We start from the raw sequence: 21,269 nt of genomic DNA on the forward strand, positions 1-21,269 counted from the left end.
ATGGAGGAATGAAATATGCCAAATAAAAAAGGACGTTTTGGAGTGTATGGAGGTCAATATGTACCGGAAATAGTGATGCCGGTGTTAATGGAGCTGCAAGCAGCGTACGACAAATATAAAAATGATGCTTCATTTAAAAAAGAAATCGAGACGTATTTAAAAGAATATGCCGGTCGTCCGACTCGTTTATATTATGCAGAACGTTTAACAGCACATTATGGTAAGGCAAAGATTTATTTAAAGCGCGAGGATTTATTGCACACAGGTGCCCATAAAATCAACAATGCGTTAGCGCAAGCCATACTTGCAAAGAAGATGGGCAAAAAAAGAATTGTCGCGGAAACAGGGGCGGGGCAGCATGGCGTTGCTTGCGCGACAGTGGCGGCGTTGTTTGGTATGGAGTGCTGTGTATTTATGGGCGAGGAAGATATCCGCCGGCAAGCACTGAATGTATTTAGAATGCGGTTGCTTGGGTCTAAGGTCATCCCGGTAACAAGCGGGACAGGAACGCTAAAAGATGCAACGAGCGAAGCGATTCGTTACTGGGCCGCTAATATAACAGATACACACTATATTATTGGTTCTGTCGTAGGGCCGCATCCGTATCCGATGATTGTACGTGATTTCCAAGCGGTGATTGGTGAAGAAATTAAAAGGCAGGTACAAGAACATCAAGTGAATTTAAAATATCTCGTCGCTTGCGTTGGGGGCGGAAGTAATGCGATGGGAACATTCTATCCATTTAAAGATCAAGCAGATGTTATAAAAATTGGTGTTGAAGCAGCCGGGCGTAGTGATAAGGAAGGCGATCATGCGAAATCTTTAACGTTGGGACGTCCAGGCGTTCTGCATGGCGCATATAGTTATTTGCTGCAAACCGAAGATGGTCAGGTGGTAGAAGCCTACTCAATTTCCGCGGGCCTTGATTATCCAGGGGTTGGTCCGGAACATGCATACTTTAAAGACAGTAAAATTGCCAACTATGTTGCGGTAGACGATCAGCAGGCCTTAGCGGCATTTCAATTGCTGTCAAGGACGGAAGGGATTATTCCGGCTGTAGAAAGTTCTCACGCTTTGGCGTATTTAGATACTTTGATGCCGACGACGCAAACGGATGAAGCTGTCGTTGTATGCTTGTCCGGTCGCGGTGATAAAGATGTACAGATGGTAGCATCTGCATTAGGAGAGGAGCTAAAAGCATGACACGTTTAAATAAGACTTTATCAGCGCTGCGTAAAGCAAATAAAAAAGCTTTGTTTATCTATATTACTGCGGGCGCGCCAGATTTTGAAACGACGATGGAAGCGGTGAAAGCGGCAGAAAAAAATGGCGCCGATGTGATTGAGATCGGCATACCTTTTTCCGACCCAATTGCAGATGGTCCGGTGATTCAGGAGGCGTCTGTGATTGCCCTGCAAAATGGTGCAACGATGAAAAAGGTTTTAGCACTGATTGAGAATTTACGTAAAGTCACGCAGATCCCGCTCGTGGGAATGGGCTATATCAATACGATCTTGACGTACGGAATCGAAAAGTTTGTTGCTGATTTTAAAGCCGCGGGACTTGACGGAATGATCGTTCCTGATTTGCCGCATGAAGAGTCGGAAGAGATGCGGGCAATTTGTAAAGCCTCTGCGTTTCATTTGATTGAATTTGTGACACCCACTACCATATCGGCAAGAATCAAAGAAACTTGTCAAAGTGCTGATGGCTTTATCTATTGTGTATCGGTCAATGGGGTAACGGGTGTAAGAGAAATAGACTACGGAGTGATCAATGATGTGGCAAAAATGGTGAGAAAAGAAACAGATGTGCCGCTTGCCGTAGGGTTTGGCATTGGCTCACCGGAAGCGGCAATCGCAGCAAGTGAAGTGGCGGATGCCGTTATCGTTGGCAGTGCAGTTGTAAAGTGTATCGTAAAAAAAGATATGGATGGGGCGGCAAACCTGATCGCCGATATTCGCAAAGCCTTAGATGAAAGGGAGTAATACCATGCATATTTCGCCCAGCAAAGAAGTTTTTATCGAGCAGGCGGCAGCGGCAAATATGGTTGCTGTCTCTGCGGAGATATCTACAGATATGGAGACACCGGTTTCCTTGTATTATAAATTAGTCGGAAATGAACTTGGGTTTATCTTTGAAAGTGTAGACACAAATAAGAATTTTGGACGTTTCTCTTTTATAGGTGCAGAGCCATTTGCGCAATTGAAACTATATAAAGATCATGCAGATCTTTTTCAGGGCGAAAAGAAAAGTAGGTTGCAAGGGACGCCGTCAGAAACGGTAAAATCTTATATGGAGCAATTTAAGATTCCGGATGTCATTGCCAGCTTGCCTCTCGTGCATGGCGGAGCAATTGGTTATTTTGCTTATGAATCTGTAGCTACATTTGAACGAATTCGTGGGCTAGATATCCCTGAGGATATGGTACTGGGAGAGTTTTTACTGTGCCAAACTCTCGTGGTCATGGATCATTTGAAACATACTTCAAAACTGATTTGTTTGGCGCAAATTACCGAGAAGGATCATCTTGCACTTGTTTATCAAACGATGATAGAAAAATTAAAAGCAGTGTACCAAAAATTGCAGCAGCCTGTGGCCCCGATTGCAGCAGTGACAAAACAGCAGACCGTGCAGCATAAAAAAAGTTTTGAAGAACGGTTTGGCAAGCTAAGCAAAACCTATATGGATAAAGTCATCGCAGCAAAAAAATATATTGTTGCCGGTGATATTTTTCAGATCGTACCATCCCATAAATTTCAATGCAAAATTAAGAAACCGGCGTTTTACTTTTATCGCCGGCTGCGGCAAATCAATCCATCTCCCTATATGTTTTATATCAATTTTGGCAAACGTAAATTAATCGGCTCCTCCCCGGAAATGCTCGTTAAAGTAAGCGGTGATACCGTATATACGTATCCGATTGCCGGAACAAGAAAACGCGGTAAAGACGCGGCAGAGGATCGGATGCTGAGCAAAGATTTGTTGGCAGATGCAAAAGAATGCGCTGAGCATGCCATGCTCGTAGACTTAGGCCGCAATGATATTGGGCGTGTCAGCAGGCCGGGAACGGTAGAGGTAACAAAATTGATGCAGATTGAAAAATTTTCTCATGTCATGCATATGGTATCCGAGGTTAAAGGCACGATAAAACAAGGATATACGGCAATAGACGTACTTAAAGCATGCTTCCCGGCAGGAACGGTGAGCGGTGCACCTAAGTTGAGAGCGATGGAAATCATCCACGAACTTGAAATGACAGAACGGAGTACGTATGCCGGCTGTACGGGATATATTGATTTTAATGGCAATATGGATATGTGTATTACGATTCGAACGATCCGCTTGGATGATGATACTGCCTTTATTCAAGCCGGCGGCGGAATTGTCGCGGATTCCATACCGGAAAATGAATATCGTGAGATTTTACAAAAGGCGCAAGTTCTATTTCAAGTGATTGAGGAGGTGGAAGAGGATGATTTTATTAATTGATAATTATGATTCTTTTACCTACAATGTATATCAGCTCGTCGCTAATTTAGGCAAGGAGATCGAAGTCATCCGCAATGATCAGATTACCGTAGAGGAGATTGCGGAGCGAAATTATGAAGCGATTCTCATTTCGCCAGGGCCGGGAACGCCAAAAGATGCAGGCATCAGCCTTGATGTTGTAAGAAGGTTTGCCGGTAAAGTACCGATTTTGGGAATTTGCCTTGGACATCAAGTGATCGGGGAAGTCTTTGGCGGCAAAGTCATCTTAGCCCCGGCACCGATTCATGGGAAAGTTTCTACGATCACGCATCACGATGCCGGACTATACGAAGGATTGCCGCAAGACCTCCCCGTAGGTCGCTATCACTCCTTGATTCTTGAACGAAAATCATTGCCGGATTGCTTAAAAATAACAGCTGAAACGAAGGACGGAATCATTATGGGAATTCAGCATGAAACCTATAAAGTGGAGGGACTTCAATTTCATCCGGAATCCATCCTCACACCCAAGGGAGCTAAGATCATAGAAAACTTTTTACGAAATTGTGAAAAGGGTTAAGTGAATGATTCCTTGATTTTTATCGCTAATGAATTCTTTCAGGCAGTTGGATGTTTGACAACATCCCTATGAAAACAACGTACAGTATCTTTAATAGAGTATTTTTCTCTAAAAATAAAATGGGCTGATAATTACGGAATAAATCGTAGTTATCAGCCCGTTTTTTATACTTTGAATTTTATAAAAATTGTGTATCGTTAAATTATCGTTCATATACAGTTTAATTTCGTTAATACTATATGCAAGATTTAATTCAGGAGGAATGTTTATATCGTTATAAAAGTTTGACGTTTATATAAGGATAATATATATGGATAAGTATCAAGCGTATATGCCTAAATGTTGAAAAAGAATAGAGTTTAGTTTAAGTTTGATATCTATTGAATAGAGGTGATCACAATGGATGGGCGGGCGGCAGCTTTAATTTCGCCGGAAGATTTATTGTTAATTGTTGTGGCAATCATTATGGGGACTATGGCGCGGATTCTTGTTTTAAAGGTAGATTATAAACAATATCCATCCTACCCCAACGGATATTTGATTCATATTGTTCTGGCTTTTATTGCGGCTTCGATCGGGGCTGCCGCAATTCCTGCGATTAAATCAAATAATTATACTGCAGTCACATTTCTTGCCTTAGCAGTCCAACACTTTAGGGATGTGAGAAGAACAGAACGTGAGAGTCTGAAAGGATTAGAGGCGACGGAATATACGCCGCGAGGTGATGCATATATAGATGGGATCGCTAAGACGTTCGAGGCAAGAAATTATTTTGCTCTGGTCGTATCATTTATTTCAGCAGTTTCTATGGAGATTGCAGTAGCTTTCCATGTGGGATTGATTGTACAAGCAGTTATTGGTGCTAGTGCTGGTTTCATCATGTATAGGATGATTAGTAATTTTTCAAATGGAAAAACTGTTGGAGATATCGCGCAGGTACGGCTTGCAGAAATAACAGTAGAAGGCTCCGAGGTTTTTGTTGAGGGGATTTTCGTTACAAATTTAGTCGGGACGAAAAGTGCGCAAAAACTAATCGTCGAAGAGGGTGTTGCTGTTATTATAGAGCCACATGAGAAGCATGATGCGATAGCGCTTCACAATTTTGGTCAACGAAAAGCGATCTTATTCGAAGCCACTCGTTCATTAGGGGCGAAACGTTATAATTTCACAAGGAAAGATTATCAAACAGATGAAATTATCATTCTTTTTGTTCCAATCGTTAGAGATATAGAAAAATTAATTCAGGTTGTTAAAAATACGCCATTATTAGAATCTGTGAAAAAAAGTCATGCAGTTTTAAAAACAAAAGTTAAGGAAAGGTAGGAGCGTGAATGGGGAATGAGTATGCGCAGGTGCAATCATCAATCATCATAGCAGCCGTTGTTTTATCTTGTCATAAGGTTACGGGAGGTACAGAGCTCATCATTGAAGCTCGAGATGAAAAGGAACAAGAAAAATTGACTGTGGAAATTTCTAAAGCTGTCAAAGGCGATGTTATGTTATTGAGTAATGGAATCTATTTAGTACTGCGTGGTTAAGCAAGAAGGAACAACGGAACAGGTTCATTGCCTTTTCAATAAAAATAATAAATTAATATTGATATGATATGGCAGGCTGCGTATAGTGCATGTATGCAAAGGTCATATTAAGGATGGCAGTTTTATATAGAGAATATAATTTATAAAGTAGGAAGGAAGTCGATCATGGGAAGTTATCAGAAGATTAATCCTAAGGCACCGGAAAATATTAAAACGAGACAGGCATATTTGATTGGGGGTGGCATTGCTAGTTTAGCGGCTGCTGCTTTCCTCATTAGGGATGCACATATGCCGGGTGAAAATATTCATGTGCTGGAAGCGCTGGATGTTGTAGGTGGTTCTATGGATGGAGCGGGTACAGCGGAGGCTGGTTATACGGCGCGTGGCGGCCGTGAAATAGAAGAGCATTTTGAATGTTTTATGGAGCTTTTTAGCTTTATTCCATCGATTAACGATCCATCACGTAGTGTATTGGATGAATTTCGTGAACTGAATTTAATAGAACCGATTGAATCGCATTGCCGGCTTGTCTGCAATCAAGGAGAAAAAACTGATTTTTCCACATTGGGACTATCAAAGAGCAATGCTATGGAATTGGCGAAATTACATCTGTTGACAGAAGAGAAGCTTAAAGATACGACGATAGAACAGTATTTCAGTTCGGATTTTTTTAATACGAATTTTTGGTACTTTTGGGCATCGATGTTTGCCTTTGAAAAATGGCATAGTGTAGTGGAAGTAAAACGATATATGGAACGGTTTATGCATTTAATAGGTGGTATGAATCGTTTGATTGGAATTTTGCATACAGAATATAATCAGTATGATTCACTTGTTTTGCCATTGGTGAATTGGCTGAAGCAAAAAGGTGTAATTTTTCAATATGGGGTTACTGTCACGGACATTGATTTCAGTTTTTCAGGCAATGAGAAGACGGTGACTGCGATTCATTATACAGAGGATGGAAAGCAAGGATCAGTGCAGGTAAAAAATTGTGATTTAGTATTGTTTACGAACGGATCAATGACGCAAAATACAGTAAGAGGTGATATTGATCATCCCGCGGAGTTGAATTGTTCACCGGATAAAGGATGTTTTTCAGTATGGGAAAAGATTTCGAAGAAATCGCCGGATTTTGGACATCCTGGAGTATTTTGCAGTGACATAGACAAAACAAAGTGGCTATCTTTTACGATTACGCTTAAAGATGATACTGTTGTATTTCCATACCTATTGGAGCTTACGGGAGATAAACCGGGTATGGGAGGATTGGTTACGATTAAGGATTCTAATTGGCTGATGAGCTGGGTGGTTCCTAAGCAGCCGCATTTTATCAACCAACCGCCTAATGTTAAGGTGCTTTGGGCATATGCTTTAAATATGGATGTGGCGGGTAATTATATTTCTAAAACTATTTCGGAGTGTACTGGGAAAGAAATGTTTGAGGAGTTGCTCTATCATATGGGGTTAAAGAATCAAATTCCTGAAATTCTGCGTCACACGGTAAATGTTATTCCAAGTATGATGCCATATATTACTTCGCAGTTTATGCCGCGCGTTGCTGGTGACCGTCCAGCGGTTATTCCAACGGGCAGTAAAAACTTTGGTTTTATCGGACAATTTGCAGAGGTTCCAAACGATTGTGTTTTTACGGTAGAATATTCTGTGCGTAGTGCGATGATGGCGGTGTATGGACTCATGGATTTAGATAAAATTGTGGAGCCTGTATATCCAAGCCAGTATGATGTGCGCGTCCTAGTAAATGCTGCAAAGACTTGTTTAGACATGGATAAAATCTCCTTGAAGGATTTGCCCCTTGGAAAATTATTGCAAGGAACGGAACTAGAAGCACTGCTTAAATCGTAAGCTGAAGTATGAGCGGAAAATTAGCAGTAGACAGATCGCCTTTGTTTTAGCGCTGTCTGCTGTTTTTTATAATTCAGCATTAGCTTAAGGTGGGGAATCTTAATGCTTGTATATAAGATTTAATCGTATTGCTGTGTATCAGGAGCGTTCGGTAATTTTGTTGACAAGTATCTTTTGAAAGAGTATTCTTTAGTTGAATTATAATTAGGGTAGCTGTATTTTGTTAAGAAGGATAAATTTCTAAAAAGCTTTATTCATGTTTTTGCATAAACATGTGTATGCTGTAAAATGAAGGATGTGAAATTTTTGTTCGATTATTTTGTTGGGATGATGCAGTCGGTGGTGACTTTTTTTTATAATATTACAGCCGATTTAGGATTTCCGAATTATGGTGTAGCGATCATTTTATTCACGGTTGTTATTAAAAGTTTATTGTTTCCGTTAACGGCAAAACAAGTGAAATCAATGAAAGCGATGAAAAAGCTTGGGCCTCAAATGAAAGTTGTGCAGGAAAAATATAAAGATGATAAAATTGCACAACAAAAAGCAATGACTGATTTATATAAAGAGACAGGGGTGAATCCGCTCGCCGGATGTTTGCCGCTTCTTTTGCAGATGCCGATTTTGAGTGGTATGTTTTATGCGTTGCGAAATTATAAATATGTAAGTCATCCTGGCTTTCTATGGATAAAAAACTTGTCGGCTGTAGATCACTTTCACATTTTACCGATATTGGTAGTTGTAACGACCTATCTTTTATCGAGGCAAGGTCGCCTAGAAGCTTTGAGTTCAGCGGCGGGTGGTGAAGTGATAGGACTTGTTATGCCGCTTTTTGTTGGATATATGACTTGGCATTTTCCAGCCGGCCTTGGTTTATACTGGGTCGTCAGCAACCTGGTACAAATGGTACAGCAGCGGTTGCTGCAAAGAAAGGAAGTTGCCGGTTCGTAATTCGTAAACATTCTTTCTAGAGTCCGGCTTTCCAAGCTAAAATAAGCTCTTGCAAAGTTGTTTGCAAGAGCTTATTTTATTACCATAAATCAGAGGAGCAATTGTTTCTATAACCACAGCATGAGAAAAGCAGGATGATGATGATGATAATAATCCAAGCACCGTTACCATTAAAGCCACCAAAGTTACCATACCCCATGAAATTTTCTCCTTTCATAGCAGTAATTATTCGTTATATTTAGTTTTTGTAGGTATTTATATAATTCTATAGTATGAATGAAACCGTATAGTTGTGACTTTTAGGATAAAATAATAAAAATAGCAAGATACATTTCGATTTTTTCGCTAAATATGGTAAAATAGAAGCAATGCAAATTTTTCAGTGTCAATATGCAGCAAGTTGCTTAAATCTTGCTTGATTGATTAGTTTTGGAGGATGTAAATGTCAACAGAAGAACTCAATAAGGAAATTAATAGACGTCGCACTTTTGCGATTATTTCTCATCCGGATGCTGGTAAAACCACCTTGACAGAGAAATTGTTGCTATACGGAGGAGCGATTCATTTAGCTGGTTCAGTAAAATCCAGAAAAACGCAGCGTCATGCTGTATCTGACTGGATGGAAATCGAAAAACAGCGTGGTATTTCTGTAACATCTAGTGTGCTGCAGTTTGATTACAATGGATTCCGGATTAACATTTTAGATACGCCTGGGCATCAAGACTTTAGTGAGGATACGTATCGCACGTTAATGGCAGTGGATAGTGCTGTCATGATTATCGATGTGGCAAAAGGGGTCGAAGCACAGACAAAAAAACTGTTTAAAGTTTGTAAACAGCGTGGTATTCCAATTTTTACTTTTGTGAATAAATTAGATCGGTTTGGTAAATCACCGATTGACTTAATGGAAGAAATCGAAAAGGTTCTAGAAATTAACGCGTATCCAATGAATTGGCCTGTAGGTGTGGATGGCAATTATAAGGGCGTCTATGATCGTCAGAAGGCGCAGGTAGAGTTATTTGATGAAGATGGTTCGCATGGACAGAATGTACTTTCATCTGTTGTTGGTTCTGTAGAAGATCCGGCTTTTGCGGAGTTATTGGGAAAAGATATTCACCAATCTTTGATAGAGGATATAGAACTTCTAGATATGGCCGGTGATGATTTTGATTTGGAAAAGGTCGCGCATGGTGAATTGACACCGATGTTTTTTGGTAGTGCGATGACGAATTTCGGTGTGCAAAACTTTTTAGAAGAGTTTTTACGCCTGGCACCGCCGCCGGCAGCACGAACTTCTTCAAATGGAGAGATCGCGCCAAATGATGAGAAGTTTTCTGCATTTGTATTTAAAATTCAGGCGAATATGAATCCTGCGCATCGTGATCGTTTATCATTTATACGAATTTGTTCAGGTAAATTTACGCGTGGTATGTCTGTGTATCATGATAAGACGGGCAAGATGTTAAAACTTGCGCAACCGCAGCAGTTTTTAGCGCAGGATAGAACGATCATTGATGAAGCGTATCCCGGTGATATCGTGGGGCTTTTTGATCCGGGTGTATTTAGTATCGGCGATACCTTATGTCAGCAAGGCGAGAAGTTTTCTTTTGCGGATTTCCCTGTTTTTCCGCCGGAGCAATTTGCACGTGTACAGGCAAAAGATACAATGAAGCGTAAGCAATTTGTCAAGGGGATCACGCAGCTGACGCAAGAGGGGACAGTGCAGCTCTTTCAGCAGGCTGGTGCGGGAACCGAGTCTTACATTGTAGGTACGGTTGGAAGCTTGCAATTTGAGGTGTTGGAGTATCGGCTCAAAAATGAGTATGGGGTTGATATTTTAATGCAAATGCAGCCATATGAAGTTGCACGTTGGTTAAAAGCGCAAAATGGTGGGGAGATAACACCGGCATCACTGCGTGGAGCAGAGCGCGGTATGTTTGTATACGATATTAAGCAGCGTCCGGTTTTACTGGTGAGCAATGAATGGGCATTGGGCTGGATTGCGGACAATAATCCAGGCATTGATTTATTCCATGTTCCGCCAGATAAAAAAGAAGCCTGAATGAAATAAAACAGAGGAAGCGCAGGCATAATCTGCAAATCCTCTGTTCTTTTGTATATTTTTTCACTTACTAAAGTAAAGTTTTTGTACGTTTTTGACAATGGTTTCAATATTAGTCGGGATCAAGTGAATATTATAACCGATAAATAGGGGCGAGGTAGCAAAGCGTGGCAAGATTTTCACACGAATAAGACCGTCTATTAAGTAGAAGAATATATTATAGCTTTTGCAATGTGTGTGTGGTCCATTGTGTAAAAGATAATGGGCGGCAACGTGAATATAATCTGCAAGCTGTTCTAGGTTTTTATTATCGTCCATAACGATGTTGAATTCAGAAAAACCGATTTTAGGATAAGTTGAAACGTTCAGTTCAACGCCATTGCTGCGCTGGATGACGACGCCTTCAAATTCTTTGGGATCGAGGTCGCTATAGCAGTCGATATCTGTCAGCCCAACGATTTGCATATGCGGATGGCGGATTGTGCCGCCTGAAAGCGGTCCGTGATTTTTGAAAAAGAGTACAGATTTATATAGATTAGATGCGTACATCTTAAACCAATGTTTTACGCCGAATTTTATTAATTTATACAGATGTTCTTTGCTATATTCAGATAGTTCTGAATTGCAGTCGCGCGTTTCAATTAATACGGTTTGTTCAGAGTTTTGGAGAACTTGATATTTATTTTTTATCAACAGCAGATCATCTTCTTCTGCGATGATGTCTGTCAGTGCAGTGCGGTCGCAAAATGGACATTTTGCAGTGGTATTTATAATGTTTTCAGGTTTTTTTTGACCAATGGAGACATTAAAACCTAAATAATTCGTTGGCATGGAGTCACCTTCTTGTTAAATTAATACTGGAATACTATGGCTAGAAATGATATAATTTTTTAGCTTGATAAAAATATAGTGTTTGTTTTTTTCATTTACTATACTATATATTATATAGATTTATGTTAAAAAGGAAAGCGAAAGTTTGCTTTAAGGCAGGTGTTATACATTAGTAATCAAGGAGAAAAAGCAAATACGAGTGAGTCTTTTCTTAAAGGCACTTTTATTCTCGCGATTGCTGGTATTGTTGTAAAAGTCATCGGTTCTCTAAATTGGATCTTTGTGTCAAGGGTTTTGGGCGGTGAAGGGATCGGTCTCTACCAAATGGCATTTCCTATTTATTTATTGGCACTCAGCATATCAACGGCGGGTGTGCCAGTTGCGATTTCGATTATTACGGCAGAAAAAATTGCATTAAAAGATATATGGGGCGCAAAAAGGATCTTTCGAATTTCGCTTGCGTTAATGGCGGTTACGGGCTTGTTTTTCAGCTTAGCTACATATTTTGGTGCTGGTTTTTTAATTGAGTATCGATTTATCCGTGATCCAAGAGCGTATTACTCCGTAGCAGCTTTGGCACCAGCCATATTTTTTGTTACGCTTTTGGCGAGTTCACGCGGTTATTTACAAGGCTGGCAGCGGATGACACCGACGGCTGTTTCACAGATTGTGGAACAAATTTTTCGAGTCATTACGATGATTTTATTTGCCAATCTTTTATTGCCGCAGGGGCTTGAGTTTGCGGCCGCAGGTGCGAGTTTAGGTGCTTGTGCCGGGGCAGTGGCAGGCGTAATTGTCCTTATTTATTATCACTGGCAGCTAGAGCGGGATATCACACGTGAATATAGCGGTCAGATTGTAGAAACAAAAACAAAACATGAATCCAGTTTGAAAATTATCCGGCGTATTTTTGCACTCGCATTGCCAGTCTCGGCATCAAGCATTATGTTACCGGTTGTAGCAAATTTAGATTTAATGATTGTTCCGGCCAGATTAGAAGTCGCTGGTTATAGTGTAAGTCAGGCAACGGAACTCTTTGGATATTTGACAGGTATGGCGGTACCATTGATTAATTTGGCGACGATTTTGACGGCATCTTTGGCAGTTAGTATTGTGCCAGCGATTTCAGAGGCACAAGCACTTGGTGATAAGTTGCGTTCATTCCAGCAGACTTCTGCTGCTATGAGAATTTCTAATTTGATTAGTTTCCCGGCTTTTATCATCGTATTTATGTTGGATACGCCTATTTCAGAACTGATCTATAACGCAACGGGTGCAGGGCCGACTGTGCGTGTATTATCCACCAGTATTGTGCTGTTAGGTATTCATCAGGTAACGACTGGGGTTTTACAAGGACTTGGTCATACCTCGATTCCGATGATGAATATGATCATTGCAGCGATTGCTAAAGTTGCATTGAATTGGGGACTTACGGCACAACCGGCACTTGGTATTCAGGGCGCTGCATGGGCAACGGTTGCTGACATTGGGATTGCTGCGATTATGAATTTATATTTTCTGCATAAATATATCGGATATAATATAGATCTTAAACAGGTTGTAAAAACTATTTTTGCGACTACGCTGATGGGAATATCATTGTATTTCTCTTATTTATACGCGATGGCGTATTTCCAGATGAATAGTGTAGCTACGCTGGGCTCTATTTTGGTTGGGTGTATTGTTTATGTTGTTGTGTTGATCTTCATTGGCGGAATTAGCCAGCGTGATGTAGAACGTGTACCAATGGTTGGCTCTATATTAACGAAGCTTTTGCGTCGTATTGGTGCATTTAAATAATTTTGGTAGAAGGATGTGACGGGATTAGAATGAAAAAATTAATTCTTGTCTATAATCCAGTTTCTGGAGATGCGATGTTTAAATATAAACTGGATGATATTTTTGCAAAATTTTTAGAAAATGATTGCATTATCATACCTTATCGCACGCAGAAAGAGAATGAAAAGAGTTTTATTGCTTTTTTTCAAAGTGTTGATGTTGATGGAATTGTTATATCAGGTGGAGATGGCACTGTACATGAAATTATAAATCTTATGATTCAGCATGAGATCGATCTGCCGATTGGAATTATAGCAAGCGGCACCTCTAATGATTTTGCTTCTTTTTTAGGCATTAATGAAGATTTAGATGGATATATTAAAGCGATTGCACGTGGAAAAGTGATGCCAATCGACATTGGAAAAATTGGCGATAAGTATTTTATTAACGTAGCAAGTGCCGGCGTATTGACGTCTGTTGCCCATAAGGTGGATGCTGGACTGAAAAATGCAATTGGTAAAATGGCGTATTATTTAAAAGGGTTAGGGGAAATTCCTGGCTTTCGAGCGTTAAATTTGACGATCCAAGCGGATGGTCTCGTCATTCATGAAAATGTATTTTTATTTGTGATCATTAATAGTGGTACGGTTGGCAGTATGAAGAATATTGCAACGCATGCAAAAATTGATGATGGTAAATTAGATATGATTATCGTGAAACAATGTAGTATTCCTGAACTTATGGGGTTAGCGGTGGAGTTGTTAGCAGGAAATGATATCACAAAGCGGAATAATGTGATTTATTTGCAGGCAAAAGATATTTGTATTGACTGTACAGAGTGTATTGAGAGTGACCTTGATGGGGAACTTGGGCCTAAATTGCCATTACATATTAAGACTTTGCAGGGCAAATTAAATTTATTTTATGAATCGAAGTGAGGATTTAGAAAATAGAAAATTCGGAACGTATTTTTTCAAAAAAAGACAGAAATACGAAAGAATAGGGATGTCGCACTTTTTTGTATGCGACATCCCTAGTTAGTGTTTGCTATAAAAATCTTATTTGCAAAGGATTCCTAGATAATAGTTTACAAATTGTTGGGCAGTGCGTCCGGAACGACCGGAATGCATCATTTCCCATTGGAGTGCTTGCGCACGAATTGATTCATCTAAAGAAATATTGTGCTTTTTAAGTAAAGCAGTGATGATGTTGAGATATTCTGCTTGGTTTGGTGCAAGATAATGAATGGTTAAACCAAAACGATCAGATAAAGAAATGGTTTCATTTAAAGTATCATTGCGGTGTATTTCATCATTCGATTCACCGCGGTCTTTCCAAGTTTCTTTAATGAGATGACGGCGATTGGAAGTAGCATAGATGAGCACGTTGGCAGGTTTCGATTCAACGCCGCCTTCAATTGCAGATTTTAAATATTTGTATTCAACCTCAAAGTCTTCAAAGGATAAATCGTCTAAAAAGATGATGAATTTTTTGCTGTTATATAAACGCAGTGCTTCCATGATTTTCGGCAAATGAATGAGTTGGTACTTGGTAATTTCAAGCAAACGCAGCCCTTGATCGAAATAGGTATTTGCCAGTGCTTTCACGGCTGAAGACTTACCAGTGCCTCGTGCGCCGACGAGTAGAGCATTATTTGCTGGTTTTCCTGCTATAAAGGCCTCTGTGTTAGAAATTAATAAGTTTTTCTGGGTGTCATAGCCAATAAGATCATCTAACTTCATTGGATCAAAATATTGAATACCAACTAATGTGTTTTCAGAATCCCAACGAAATGCACCGTAGTTGGCAATGTCTCCAAACCCATATACGGCATAGTGGTCGATGAATAAATCTGCGAGCTCTTCAGGTGAAGAACTTGCTTTAAGTTTTGTCTGTAAGCTGATAAAAGCAGGCGAGGTATTACGTATCGTCGGTTGGTAATTGTCTAAAATTTTTGTATTTAAAAATTGGCTGGGGACTAAATTTAATAGATAGTACATAGGATGCATATCTTCTTTAAATGCAGCGTGCAGGCTGGAACCAAGTTGTCCGTTTGAACGTTCTGCCATGAAAGCGGCGATATGATTTCCCTGCGCCATAATATAAGTCGTATAGCTGCAAATGAGGTTTCCGGATAACCCCAGGTTTTCGGCTTTTTCTATAAGTTCTGTGATCAACGTATTGCGCAAATTGATGTTTTGCGTATTTTCTAAGTAGGTGATTAATTTTGTAAATATAGGATCCGTTAGGAGCGGACGACAAACAATAAATTCATTTAGATTAGGTTTAATCATAGGGTGCCTCCTATAAATAAGTATTCAATTAGTATAACGCAATAGGGGAATAAAGTAAATGTTAAGATGTAATCTTGTAAAGAAATGAAAATAACGCTTTGCATTTTAGCAAAGCGTTATTTGATCTCGTATGTTAAATTTTTAATTTATTTTTAATGCGTTCAATGGCTCTTTCCGTATTTTCTCTATTACCAAAAGAAGTCAAGCGGAAATACCCTTCGCCAGATGGACCGAAGCCGGCACCAGGCGTACCTACGATATGTACTTCATTTAATAATTTATCAAAGAAGCTCCATGAATCTAGATTTTGTGGAGTTTTCAACCAAATATAAGGGGCGTTGACACCACCAAAAGCTTGAATGCCAGCAGCAAGTAATCCTTCACGGATAATCTTTGCATTTGTCATATAATAATCAATCGTTGCTTTAATCTGTGCTTGCCCTTCTGGCGTATAAATTGCTTCAGCACCGCGTTGTACAATGTAAGGCGTGCCATTGAATTTCGTTGTATGACGGCGATTCCATAATTGATTTAGAGGATGCTCTTCACCTTTAGAATCTTTAGCCATCACCGTTTTTGGAATTACTGTATATGCACAACGTGTACCAGTAAAGCCGGCTGTCTTAGAGAAGGATCTAAACTCAATTGCAACATCCTTTGCACCTTCAATTTCATAAATAGAACGAGGCACATCGTCTTCTGTAATATATGCGGCATAGGCTGCATCAAACAGGATAATGGAACCATTGGCTTTTGCATAATCTACCCATTTTTTTAATTCTTCTTTCGAGAGCGTTGTACCAGTTGGATTATTCGGGCAGCAAAGATAAATCATATCCACTCTGCTTTTTGGCAAAGCAGGTGTAAAGTTATTTTCAGCATTACAAGGCAAATAAACAACTTTTTCAAACATGCCATTTTCTTGCAATGTGCCTGTACGCCCAGCCATAACATTCGTGTCTAAGTAAACAGGATAAACCGGATCTGTAATTGCAACTACATTATCAGTGCCGAAGATCTCTTGAATATTGCCGACGTCACTTTTGGAGCCGTCACTTACGAAAATTTCGTCAGTAGCGATTTTAATATTGCGGCTTGTATAATTTGTTTCAATGATTTTTTCAATTAAAAAGTCATAGCCTTGTTCAGGTCCATAACCGCGGAATGAAGATTGGTTTGCCAATTCTTCAACCGCATCATGCATTGCCTTAATAGAAGCAGGTGCAAGGGGTTGTGTTACATCACCGATCCCAAGACGGATAATGTCTGCATCAGGATTGCTTTGTTTGAAGCTGGTTACACGACGTGCAATTTCAGCAAACAAGTAACTTCCTGGTAATTTTAAGTAATTCTCATTAATTAAAGCCATATATTCAGAAAACCTCCTATTGATTTACTTATTAATACAAAAAGTATTATGCTAAATAATTATACAATAAATGTTGAATTTTGGGTAGTTTTCGAAGAATTTATTGATAAAAAAATTGTCAATTATAAAAATAATTTGGAAATTTATTATAATAGGTCTTGATTATATATTTAATTTATACTATAATAACCAATGTGAAAATAATTATACATAATATTTAAATTGTTCTGATAATTACTGTTTATTATTAAATAATTGGTATATATAAATATGGGTTATCAAATTTAAATAAAAGGCATTATGTAAAACGTTTTCATAGCAATCATATCTAAGGGGTGTATTTATGGAAATTATTTTAGGGTTTGTCATATTGTTAGCTTGTTTAATCGTCGGCGTTAGACATGGCGGCTTGGGATTGGCCGTTGTTTCTGGGATTGGTCTGGTCATTTTTGTATTTGTTTTTCATTTGACACCAGGGAAGCCACCGGTAGATGTAATGTTGACCATTATGGCAGTTGTTACTTGTTCTGGTTTTTTACAGGCGTCAAATGGTTTGACAGTTATGTTGAAATACGCAGAAAAATTCTTGCGTAGTAATCCAAAGTATGTAACTGTTTTGGCGCCAATTACAACTTGGTTTTTAACTGTATTGTGTGGTACAGGCCATGTTGTATATACTATGTTTCCGATTATATATGATATTGCAATCAAACAGGGCATTCGTCCGGAACGTCCAATGGCAGCGGCATCTGTAGCATCACAGATGGGAATTTGTGCATCGCCTGCATCTGTAGCGGTTGTTTCTGTAGTTGCAATGCTTGCAGTTACGGGTACACATTTTAGTGTAGTGCAAATTTTAGCAGTATCTATACCGGCTACGTTTTGTGGTGTTGTAGCTACGGGTTTGTGGAGTATTAATCGTGGTAAAGATTTGGATAAGGATCCAGAATTCCAAGCGAGAATTGCTGATCCTGAACAAAAAGCTTATATCTATGGAGATTCTGAAAGTTTAGTTGGTAAAGAATTACCAAAAACAGCTTACTGGGCAACGGCGATCTTCTTAATCGGTATTCTTATTATTGCGATATTTGGTAGTTTCCCTGATTTACTTCCGCATTTTGCTGATGCAAAAGGAAAAATGAAGGCTTTATCGATGACACTTACAATTCAGATGTGCATGCTTGTTATTGCGGCTGTAATTATGCTGGTATGTAAAGTAAAGGCATCAGATGTTAGCAATGGCTCAGTATTTAAAGCTGGGATGGTTGCAGTTGTATCTGTTTATGGTGTTGCGTGGATGGCCGAAACTTATTTTGGTGCATACTTACCATTATTGAAAAAGTCTTTAGGACAAATTGTAATTGATTATCCTTGGTCTTATGCAATTGTATTGTTTTTAGTATCAAAACTTGTTAACTCGCAAGCTGCCGCATTGGCGATCATTGTGCCAATGGCATTGAGTGTAGGTGTGGATCCACTGATCGTTTTATCTTTTATTTCAGCTTGTTATGGATATTTTGTACTGCCTACATATCCATCTGATTTGGCATGTATTGGATTTGACCGTTCAGGAACAACCGGTATTGGTAAATTCATTATCAATCATAGTTTTATTATTCCTGGTTTGATTGGAATTTTTGTTGGTTCTTGTGTAGGGTATATCCTTGTTCATACGCTTTATTAAAAGCAGATTTAAATAATACGAAGTTCTGCCTGACTTCGTTATGTACAAAAAACAGTATCAATAGCGTTTTGTGCTATTGATACTGTTTTTTATGTATTTCTATATTTATACGATTTCACTGTTGATTTCATGACGATATTGTAGGATAATTCTTTTAGTGCGGTTTGATAGGTCGAGAAGGGGGTTTTTTATGAAGAAGCGTTTCATTTTATTGATGTTGGTCAGTTTTATATTTGGTTGCGCGGACATTGGACAGGCAAATGCACTGCCTAAAGCGATTGTAATTCATGACGGAGAAAATGCAATCAACACGGAGCAGTTTGTCAGGTTTGATCAGGGTGAAGATTTGATTCCGGTAGATGTGCTTCAAGCGCATATCTATAGTAATATGCGTTTAGACGAGAAGGAAAAGCAGGTTAAAATTAAGTTTTCCTTACCTCGTGTACGATTTGAAGATGCTGCATTTTCTAGAAAATTTTTCTCAAGCACAACATTCTCTTTGCCATACAAGATGATAGAAGGTCAATCTTATGTTGATAGAGAAGTTGCGGAAAAAATACTTGGTTTTACGAGTGAAGCTGATGAGGAAACAGTAAAAATTTCTATGAACCAATATAGTTCTTTTAATCCTCGCATTTTAACAGCCAATGAGCGGTTATCTTTAGCGGGACAAAAAATTAATTTGGTTTGGCAGCCTACATTTGAGGAAAAAACTGATATTACGAAAACTGATAAAATAGAAGGACTCAATGTTGTATCCCCATCATGGTTTGAAATTGTCGCTGAAGACGGTGCAATACGTAATAAAGCGAGTATACGGTATGTAAAAGATGCACATGAAAGAGGATACCAAGTGTGGGCGCTGATTACCAATAGTTTTGATCCGGATTTAACAAAAAGCGTTTTACATAATGAGCGGGCAAGGCAAAATGTAATAAAACAGTTAGCTTTATATGTCAGTCTTTATCAGTTGGATGGAATTAATTTAGATTTCGAAAATATTTATGATGAGGATAAGGACCAACTTACAGAATTTGTTCAAGAGATTACAGAGACTTTGCATAAGTTGCATGCTAAGGTATCCATTGATGTAACAATTCCTTCTGGCGTTTCACAATGGTCAGCTTGTTATGATCGTACTGGTTTAGCGAAAAACGTTGATTATGTAATGCTAATGGCATATGATGAACATTGGCGCTCTAGCCCAATTAGCGGGTCGGTTGCTTCAATTCAGTGGGTTGAAAACGGCGTGCAAAAAACCTTGAAAGATGTTCCGGCAGAAAAATTGGTGTTAGGTGTTCCTTTTTATATGCGAGAATGGGAAGAAAACTTTGCGGGGCAGAAAACCAATGTTAAAACAATGACAATGGAAATGGCTGAACAAACAATACAAAAATATCAATTACAGCCACAGTGGCTACCTGAAAAGGGTCAATATTATTTTGAATATATAGAGAACGGCAAAAAGTATCGTGTATGGCAAGAAGATGAACGATCCATGGCGTTAAAAGTAGAGTTAGTAAATCGTTATCATTTGGCAGGCCTTGCTGCATGGCGCAGAGGTTTTGAAAAGCAAGAAATCTGGCAAGTCATTGAAAAAGGCTTAAAAGAGAACCCTGTTGCAGAAATAAAGCAGGATACGAAAAAATAAAAAACTCTTACGCGAATAGCTTCGCGTAAGAGTTTTTTATTTCACTTGATTTTGTAAGGTTAATGTACCTTTGCAGAAATCGATAAAAGATTGTGCTGCACGGGAAATGTAACGATCTTTTTTCCAAGCTAACCCGATATCAACAAAAAGTGGTTCGCTAAGTGGGATTGTCTTAATACCAGGTGTATCGTGAACAATAAAGTCAATTAGGAAAGCAATTCCCACATCTGAAGCAACTAACCCCTTAATTGTTTCAATTTGATTAGATTCCAATACGATATTTGGATCAATGTTTGCAGCCTTTAACTTTTGTAATACTAGATTACGCAGGTAAGAGCCTTGTTTTAGCATAATAAGATCGGTATTTTCCAGATCTGAAAACGATAATGACGTTTTCTGGGAGAGCTCATTTTGCGGAGGAATACAAGCCATGATTTGGTTGTTTGACATCGGTAACAATTGTAAATTTGGTGAAGCATCCGTAAGGATAACAATACCAAAATCCAATTCGTCACGTTCTAATTGTTCACGAATTGCCATAGAACCTTCTTCATATAGATAAATATCTAAGTGAGAATAGCGACGTTGAAAACTTGAAAATATTTTTGGAAACAAATATGCACCGATCATGGAAGGAATACCGATTTTAATCGTGCCTTTTTGTAATTGTTTGTAATCATTTACTTCAAGTACCGCATCTTGAATGTTGCGGAGGGCAAGTTCAATACGATTTAAAAATACAGCACCCTCGGGTGTTAATGATAGCTGTTTTTGACTGCGGTCGAACAATTGTATACCGAGTTCAGCCTCAAGTTTTTTGATAGCAACTGTAATATTTGGTTGAGATACTCTCAATCTTTCTGCTGCACGTGTAATGTTTTTTAGGCGGCTAGCCATTTGAAAATATTCTAATTGTCTTAATTCCATTTTTTCTCTCCATCTATTTATTAGCATTTATAATAATCAATTATAATAATCAATGATTATTTAAGTATTATTATATCATATTTTTAACCAATATTATAACATGATATAATTAATTTAATAAAAAAATAAAAAATTTATAATATTGTGTAAGTTTATCATAAATTACATAATTATGCCACTATTTTTATTATTTCTATTTATGAATAATAAAAATTTTTTTTGTAAAAAATAAAAAGAATCCTGAATTTCTAAGGAAAAACTTTAAG

At 38.7% G+C, this 21,269-nt stretch carries 17 protein-coding genes; 13 read left to right on the forward strand and 4 right to left on the reverse strand.

Going from position 1 to position 21,269, the window contains the following annotated elements; all coding sequences use genetic code 11:
* Window positions 1-15: 15 nt before the first annotated feature.
* From trpB to BN6559_RS17480, 9 genes are all read left to right on the forward strand, one after another.
* Window positions 16-1,203: a tryptophan synthase subunit beta gene (trpB, locus tag BN6559_RS17440; protein ID WP_110955919.1), complete on the forward strand. Its 1,188-nt coding sequence runs from the start codon at window positions 16-18 to the stop codon at window positions 1,201-1,203.
* Window positions 1,200-1,988, forward strand: a complete 789-nt coding sequence (trpA, locus tag BN6559_RS17445; RefSeq protein WP_110955920.1) for a tryptophan synthase subunit alpha — start codon at window positions 1,200-1,202, stop codon at window positions 1,986-1,988. Before trpB ends, trpA begins: the two co-directional genes overlap by 4 nt.
* A gap of 4 nt (window positions 1,989-1,992) precedes the next feature.
* A complete protein-coding gene (gene trpE / locus BN6559_RS17450) occupies window positions 1,993-3,492 on the forward strand; it encodes an anthranilate synthase component I (RefSeq protein ID WP_110955921.1) in 1,500 nt (499 codons plus the stop codon).
* Entirely contained in the window at window positions 3,476-4,051 is a 576-nt protein-coding gene (locus BN6559_RS17455; RefSeq protein ID WP_110955922.1) for an anthranilate synthase component II, read from the forward strand. The genes trpE and BN6559_RS17455 overlap by 17 nt, the downstream gene beginning before the upstream one ends.
* 399 nt (window positions 4,052-4,450) lie before the next feature.
* Complete coding sequence (locus tag BN6559_RS17460) at window positions 4,451-5,374, forward strand: YIEGIA domain-containing protein (protein ID WP_110955923.1); 924 nt, start codon at window positions 4,451-4,453, stop codon at window positions 5,372-5,374.
* 8 nt (window positions 5,375-5,382) lie between these two features.
* Entirely contained in the window at window positions 5,383-5,589 is a 207-nt protein-coding gene (locus BN6559_RS17465; protein WP_110955924.1) for a capping complex subunit for YIEGIA, read from the forward strand.
* 165 nt (window positions 5,590-5,754) lie between these two features.
* Entirely contained in the window at window positions 5,755-7,455 is a 1,701-nt protein-coding gene (locus tag BN6559_RS17470) for an oleate hydratase (protein ID WP_110955925.1), read from the forward strand.
* Between the two features lie 297 nt (window positions 7,456-7,752).
* Window positions 7,753-8,406, forward strand: coding sequence for a YidC/Oxa1 family membrane protein insertase (locus tag BN6559_RS17475; RefSeq protein WP_456060975.1), 654 nt, complete (start codon window positions 7,753-7,755; stop codon window positions 8,404-8,406).
* 442 nt (window positions 8,407-8,848) lie between these two features.
* Window positions 8,849-10,468, forward strand: a complete 1,620-nt coding sequence (locus tag BN6559_RS17480; protein WP_110955927.1) for a peptide chain release factor 3 — start codon at window positions 8,849-8,851, stop codon at window positions 10,466-10,468.
* Between the two features lie 63 nt (window positions 10,469-10,531).
* Here the strand turns inward: BN6559_RS17480 and BN6559_RS17485 are convergent, their stop codons facing one another.
* The gene (locus BN6559_RS17485; RefSeq protein WP_110955928.1) at window positions 10,532-11,299 is read right to left on the reverse strand and encodes a DUF4931 domain-containing protein; all 768 of its coding nucleotides are present in this window, start codon (window positions 11,297-11,299) and stop codon (window positions 10,532-10,534) included.
* Window positions 11,300-11,458: 159 nt separating this feature from the next.
* Here BN6559_RS17485 and BN6559_RS17490 point away from each other — a divergent pair, with 159 nt between their 5' ends.
* Window positions 11,459-13,099 carry a putative polysaccharide biosynthesis protein gene (locus tag BN6559_RS17490; RefSeq protein ID WP_234407863.1) on the forward strand — a complete coding sequence of 547 codons (1,641 nt, stop codon included), beginning with the start codon at window positions 11,459-11,461 and terminating at the stop codon, window positions 13,097-13,099.
* Between the two features lie 29 nt (window positions 13,100-13,128).
* Entirely contained in the window at window positions 13,129-14,016 is an 888-nt protein-coding gene (locus tag BN6559_RS17495; RefSeq protein WP_110955929.1) for a YegS/Rv2252/BmrU family lipid kinase, read from the forward strand.
* A gap of 120 nt (window positions 14,017-14,136) precedes the next feature.
* Here the strand turns inward: BN6559_RS17495 and BN6559_RS17500 are convergent, their stop codons facing one another.
* Window positions 14,137-15,372 carry an ATP-binding protein gene (locus BN6559_RS17500; protein ID WP_110955930.1) on the reverse strand — a complete coding sequence of 412 codons (1,236 nt, stop codon included), beginning with the start codon at window positions 15,370-15,372 and terminating at the stop codon, window positions 14,137-14,139.
* Window positions 15,373-15,505: 133 nt separating this feature from the next.
* Complete coding sequence (locus tag BN6559_RS17505) at window positions 15,506-16,741, reverse strand: LL-diaminopimelate aminotransferase (RefSeq protein ID WP_110955931.1); 1,236 nt, start codon at window positions 16,739-16,741, stop codon at window positions 15,506-15,508.
* A 343-nt stretch (window positions 16,742-17,084) separates the two neighbouring features.
* On the opposite strand from BN6559_RS17505, the gene BN6559_RS17510 reads away from it, so the two are divergent.
* Window positions 17,085-18,425: an anaerobic C4-dicarboxylate transporter gene (locus BN6559_RS17510; RefSeq protein WP_110955932.1), complete on the forward strand. Its 1,341-nt coding sequence runs from the start codon at window positions 17,085-17,087 to the stop codon at window positions 18,423-18,425.
* A 190-nt stretch (window positions 18,426-18,615) separates the two neighbouring features.
* Complete coding sequence (locus tag BN6559_RS17515) at window positions 18,616-20,076, forward strand: glycosyl hydrolase family 18 protein (protein ID WP_199884119.1); 1,461 nt, start codon at window positions 18,616-18,618, stop codon at window positions 20,074-20,076.
* A gap of 36 nt (window positions 20,077-20,112) precedes the next feature.
* Here the strand turns inward: BN6559_RS17515 and BN6559_RS17520 are convergent, their stop codons facing one another.
* The gene (locus tag BN6559_RS17520; protein WP_110955933.1) at window positions 20,113-21,003 is read right to left on the reverse strand and encodes a LysR family transcriptional regulator; all 891 of its coding nucleotides are present in this window, start codon (window positions 21,001-21,003) and stop codon (window positions 20,113-20,115) included.
* Window positions 21,004-21,269 lie beyond the last annotated feature (266 nt).

The organism is Massilibacillus massiliensis, assembly GCF_900086705.1.
In the GTDB taxonomy this organism is placed as follows: Bacteria; Bacillota; Negativicutes; order FLKF01; family FLKF01; genus Massilibacillus; species Massilibacillus massiliensis.

Excerpts from the sequence above, each read along its gene's own strand:
- trpB (WP_110955919.1), top strand. The coding sequence starts at position 16 with ATGCCAAATAAAAAAGGACGTTTTGGAGTGTATGGAGGTCAATATGTA.
- trpA (WP_110955920.1), top strand. The coding sequence starts at position 1,200 with ATGACACGTTTAAATAAGACTTTATCAGCGCTGCGTAAAGCAAATAAA.
- trpE (WP_110955921.1), top strand. The coding sequence starts at position 1,993 with ATGCATATTTCGCCCAGCAAAGAAGTTTTTATCGAGCAGGCGGCAGCG.
- BN6559_RS17455 (WP_110955922.1), top strand. The coding sequence starts at position 3,476 with ATGATTTTATTAATTGATAATTATGATTCTTTTACCTACAATGTATAT.
- BN6559_RS17460 (WP_110955923.1), top strand. The coding sequence starts at position 4,451 with ATGGATGGGCGGGCGGCAGCTTTAATTTCGCCGGAAGATTTATTGTTA.
- BN6559_RS17465 (WP_110955924.1), top strand. The coding sequence starts at position 5,383 with ATGGGGAATGAGTATGCGCAGGTGCAATCATCAATCATCATAGCAGCC.
- BN6559_RS17470 (WP_110955925.1), top strand. The coding sequence starts at position 5,755 with ATGGGAAGTTATCAGAAGATTAATCCTAAGGCACCGGAAAATATTAAA.
- BN6559_RS17480 (WP_110955927.1), top strand. The coding sequence starts at position 8,849 with ATGTCAACAGAAGAACTCAATAAGGAAATTAATAGACGTCGCACTTTT.
- BN6559_RS17485 (WP_110955928.1), bottom strand. The coding sequence starts at position 11,299 with ATGCCAACGAATTATTTAGGTTTTAATGTCTCCATTGGTCAAAAAAAA.
- BN6559_RS17495 (WP_110955929.1), top strand. The coding sequence starts at position 13,129 with ATGAAAAAATTAATTCTTGTCTATAATCCAGTTTCTGGAGATGCGATG.
- BN6559_RS17500 (WP_110955930.1), bottom strand. The coding sequence starts at position 15,372 with ATGATTAAACCTAATCTAAATGAATTTATTGTTTGTCGTCCGCTCCTA.
- BN6559_RS17505 (WP_110955931.1), bottom strand. The coding sequence starts at position 16,741 with ATGGCTTTAATTAATGAGAATTACTTAAAATTACCAGGAAGTTACTTG.
- BN6559_RS17510 (WP_110955932.1), top strand. The coding sequence starts at position 17,085 with ATGGAAATTATTTTAGGGTTTGTCATATTGTTAGCTTGTTTAATCGTC.
- BN6559_RS17515 (WP_199884119.1), top strand. The coding sequence starts at position 18,616 with ATGAAGAAGCGTTTCATTTTATTGATGTTGGTCAGTTTTATATTTGGT.
- BN6559_RS17520 (WP_110955933.1), bottom strand. The coding sequence starts at position 21,003 with ATGGAATTAAGACAATTAGAATATTTTCAAATGGCTAGCCGCCTAAAA.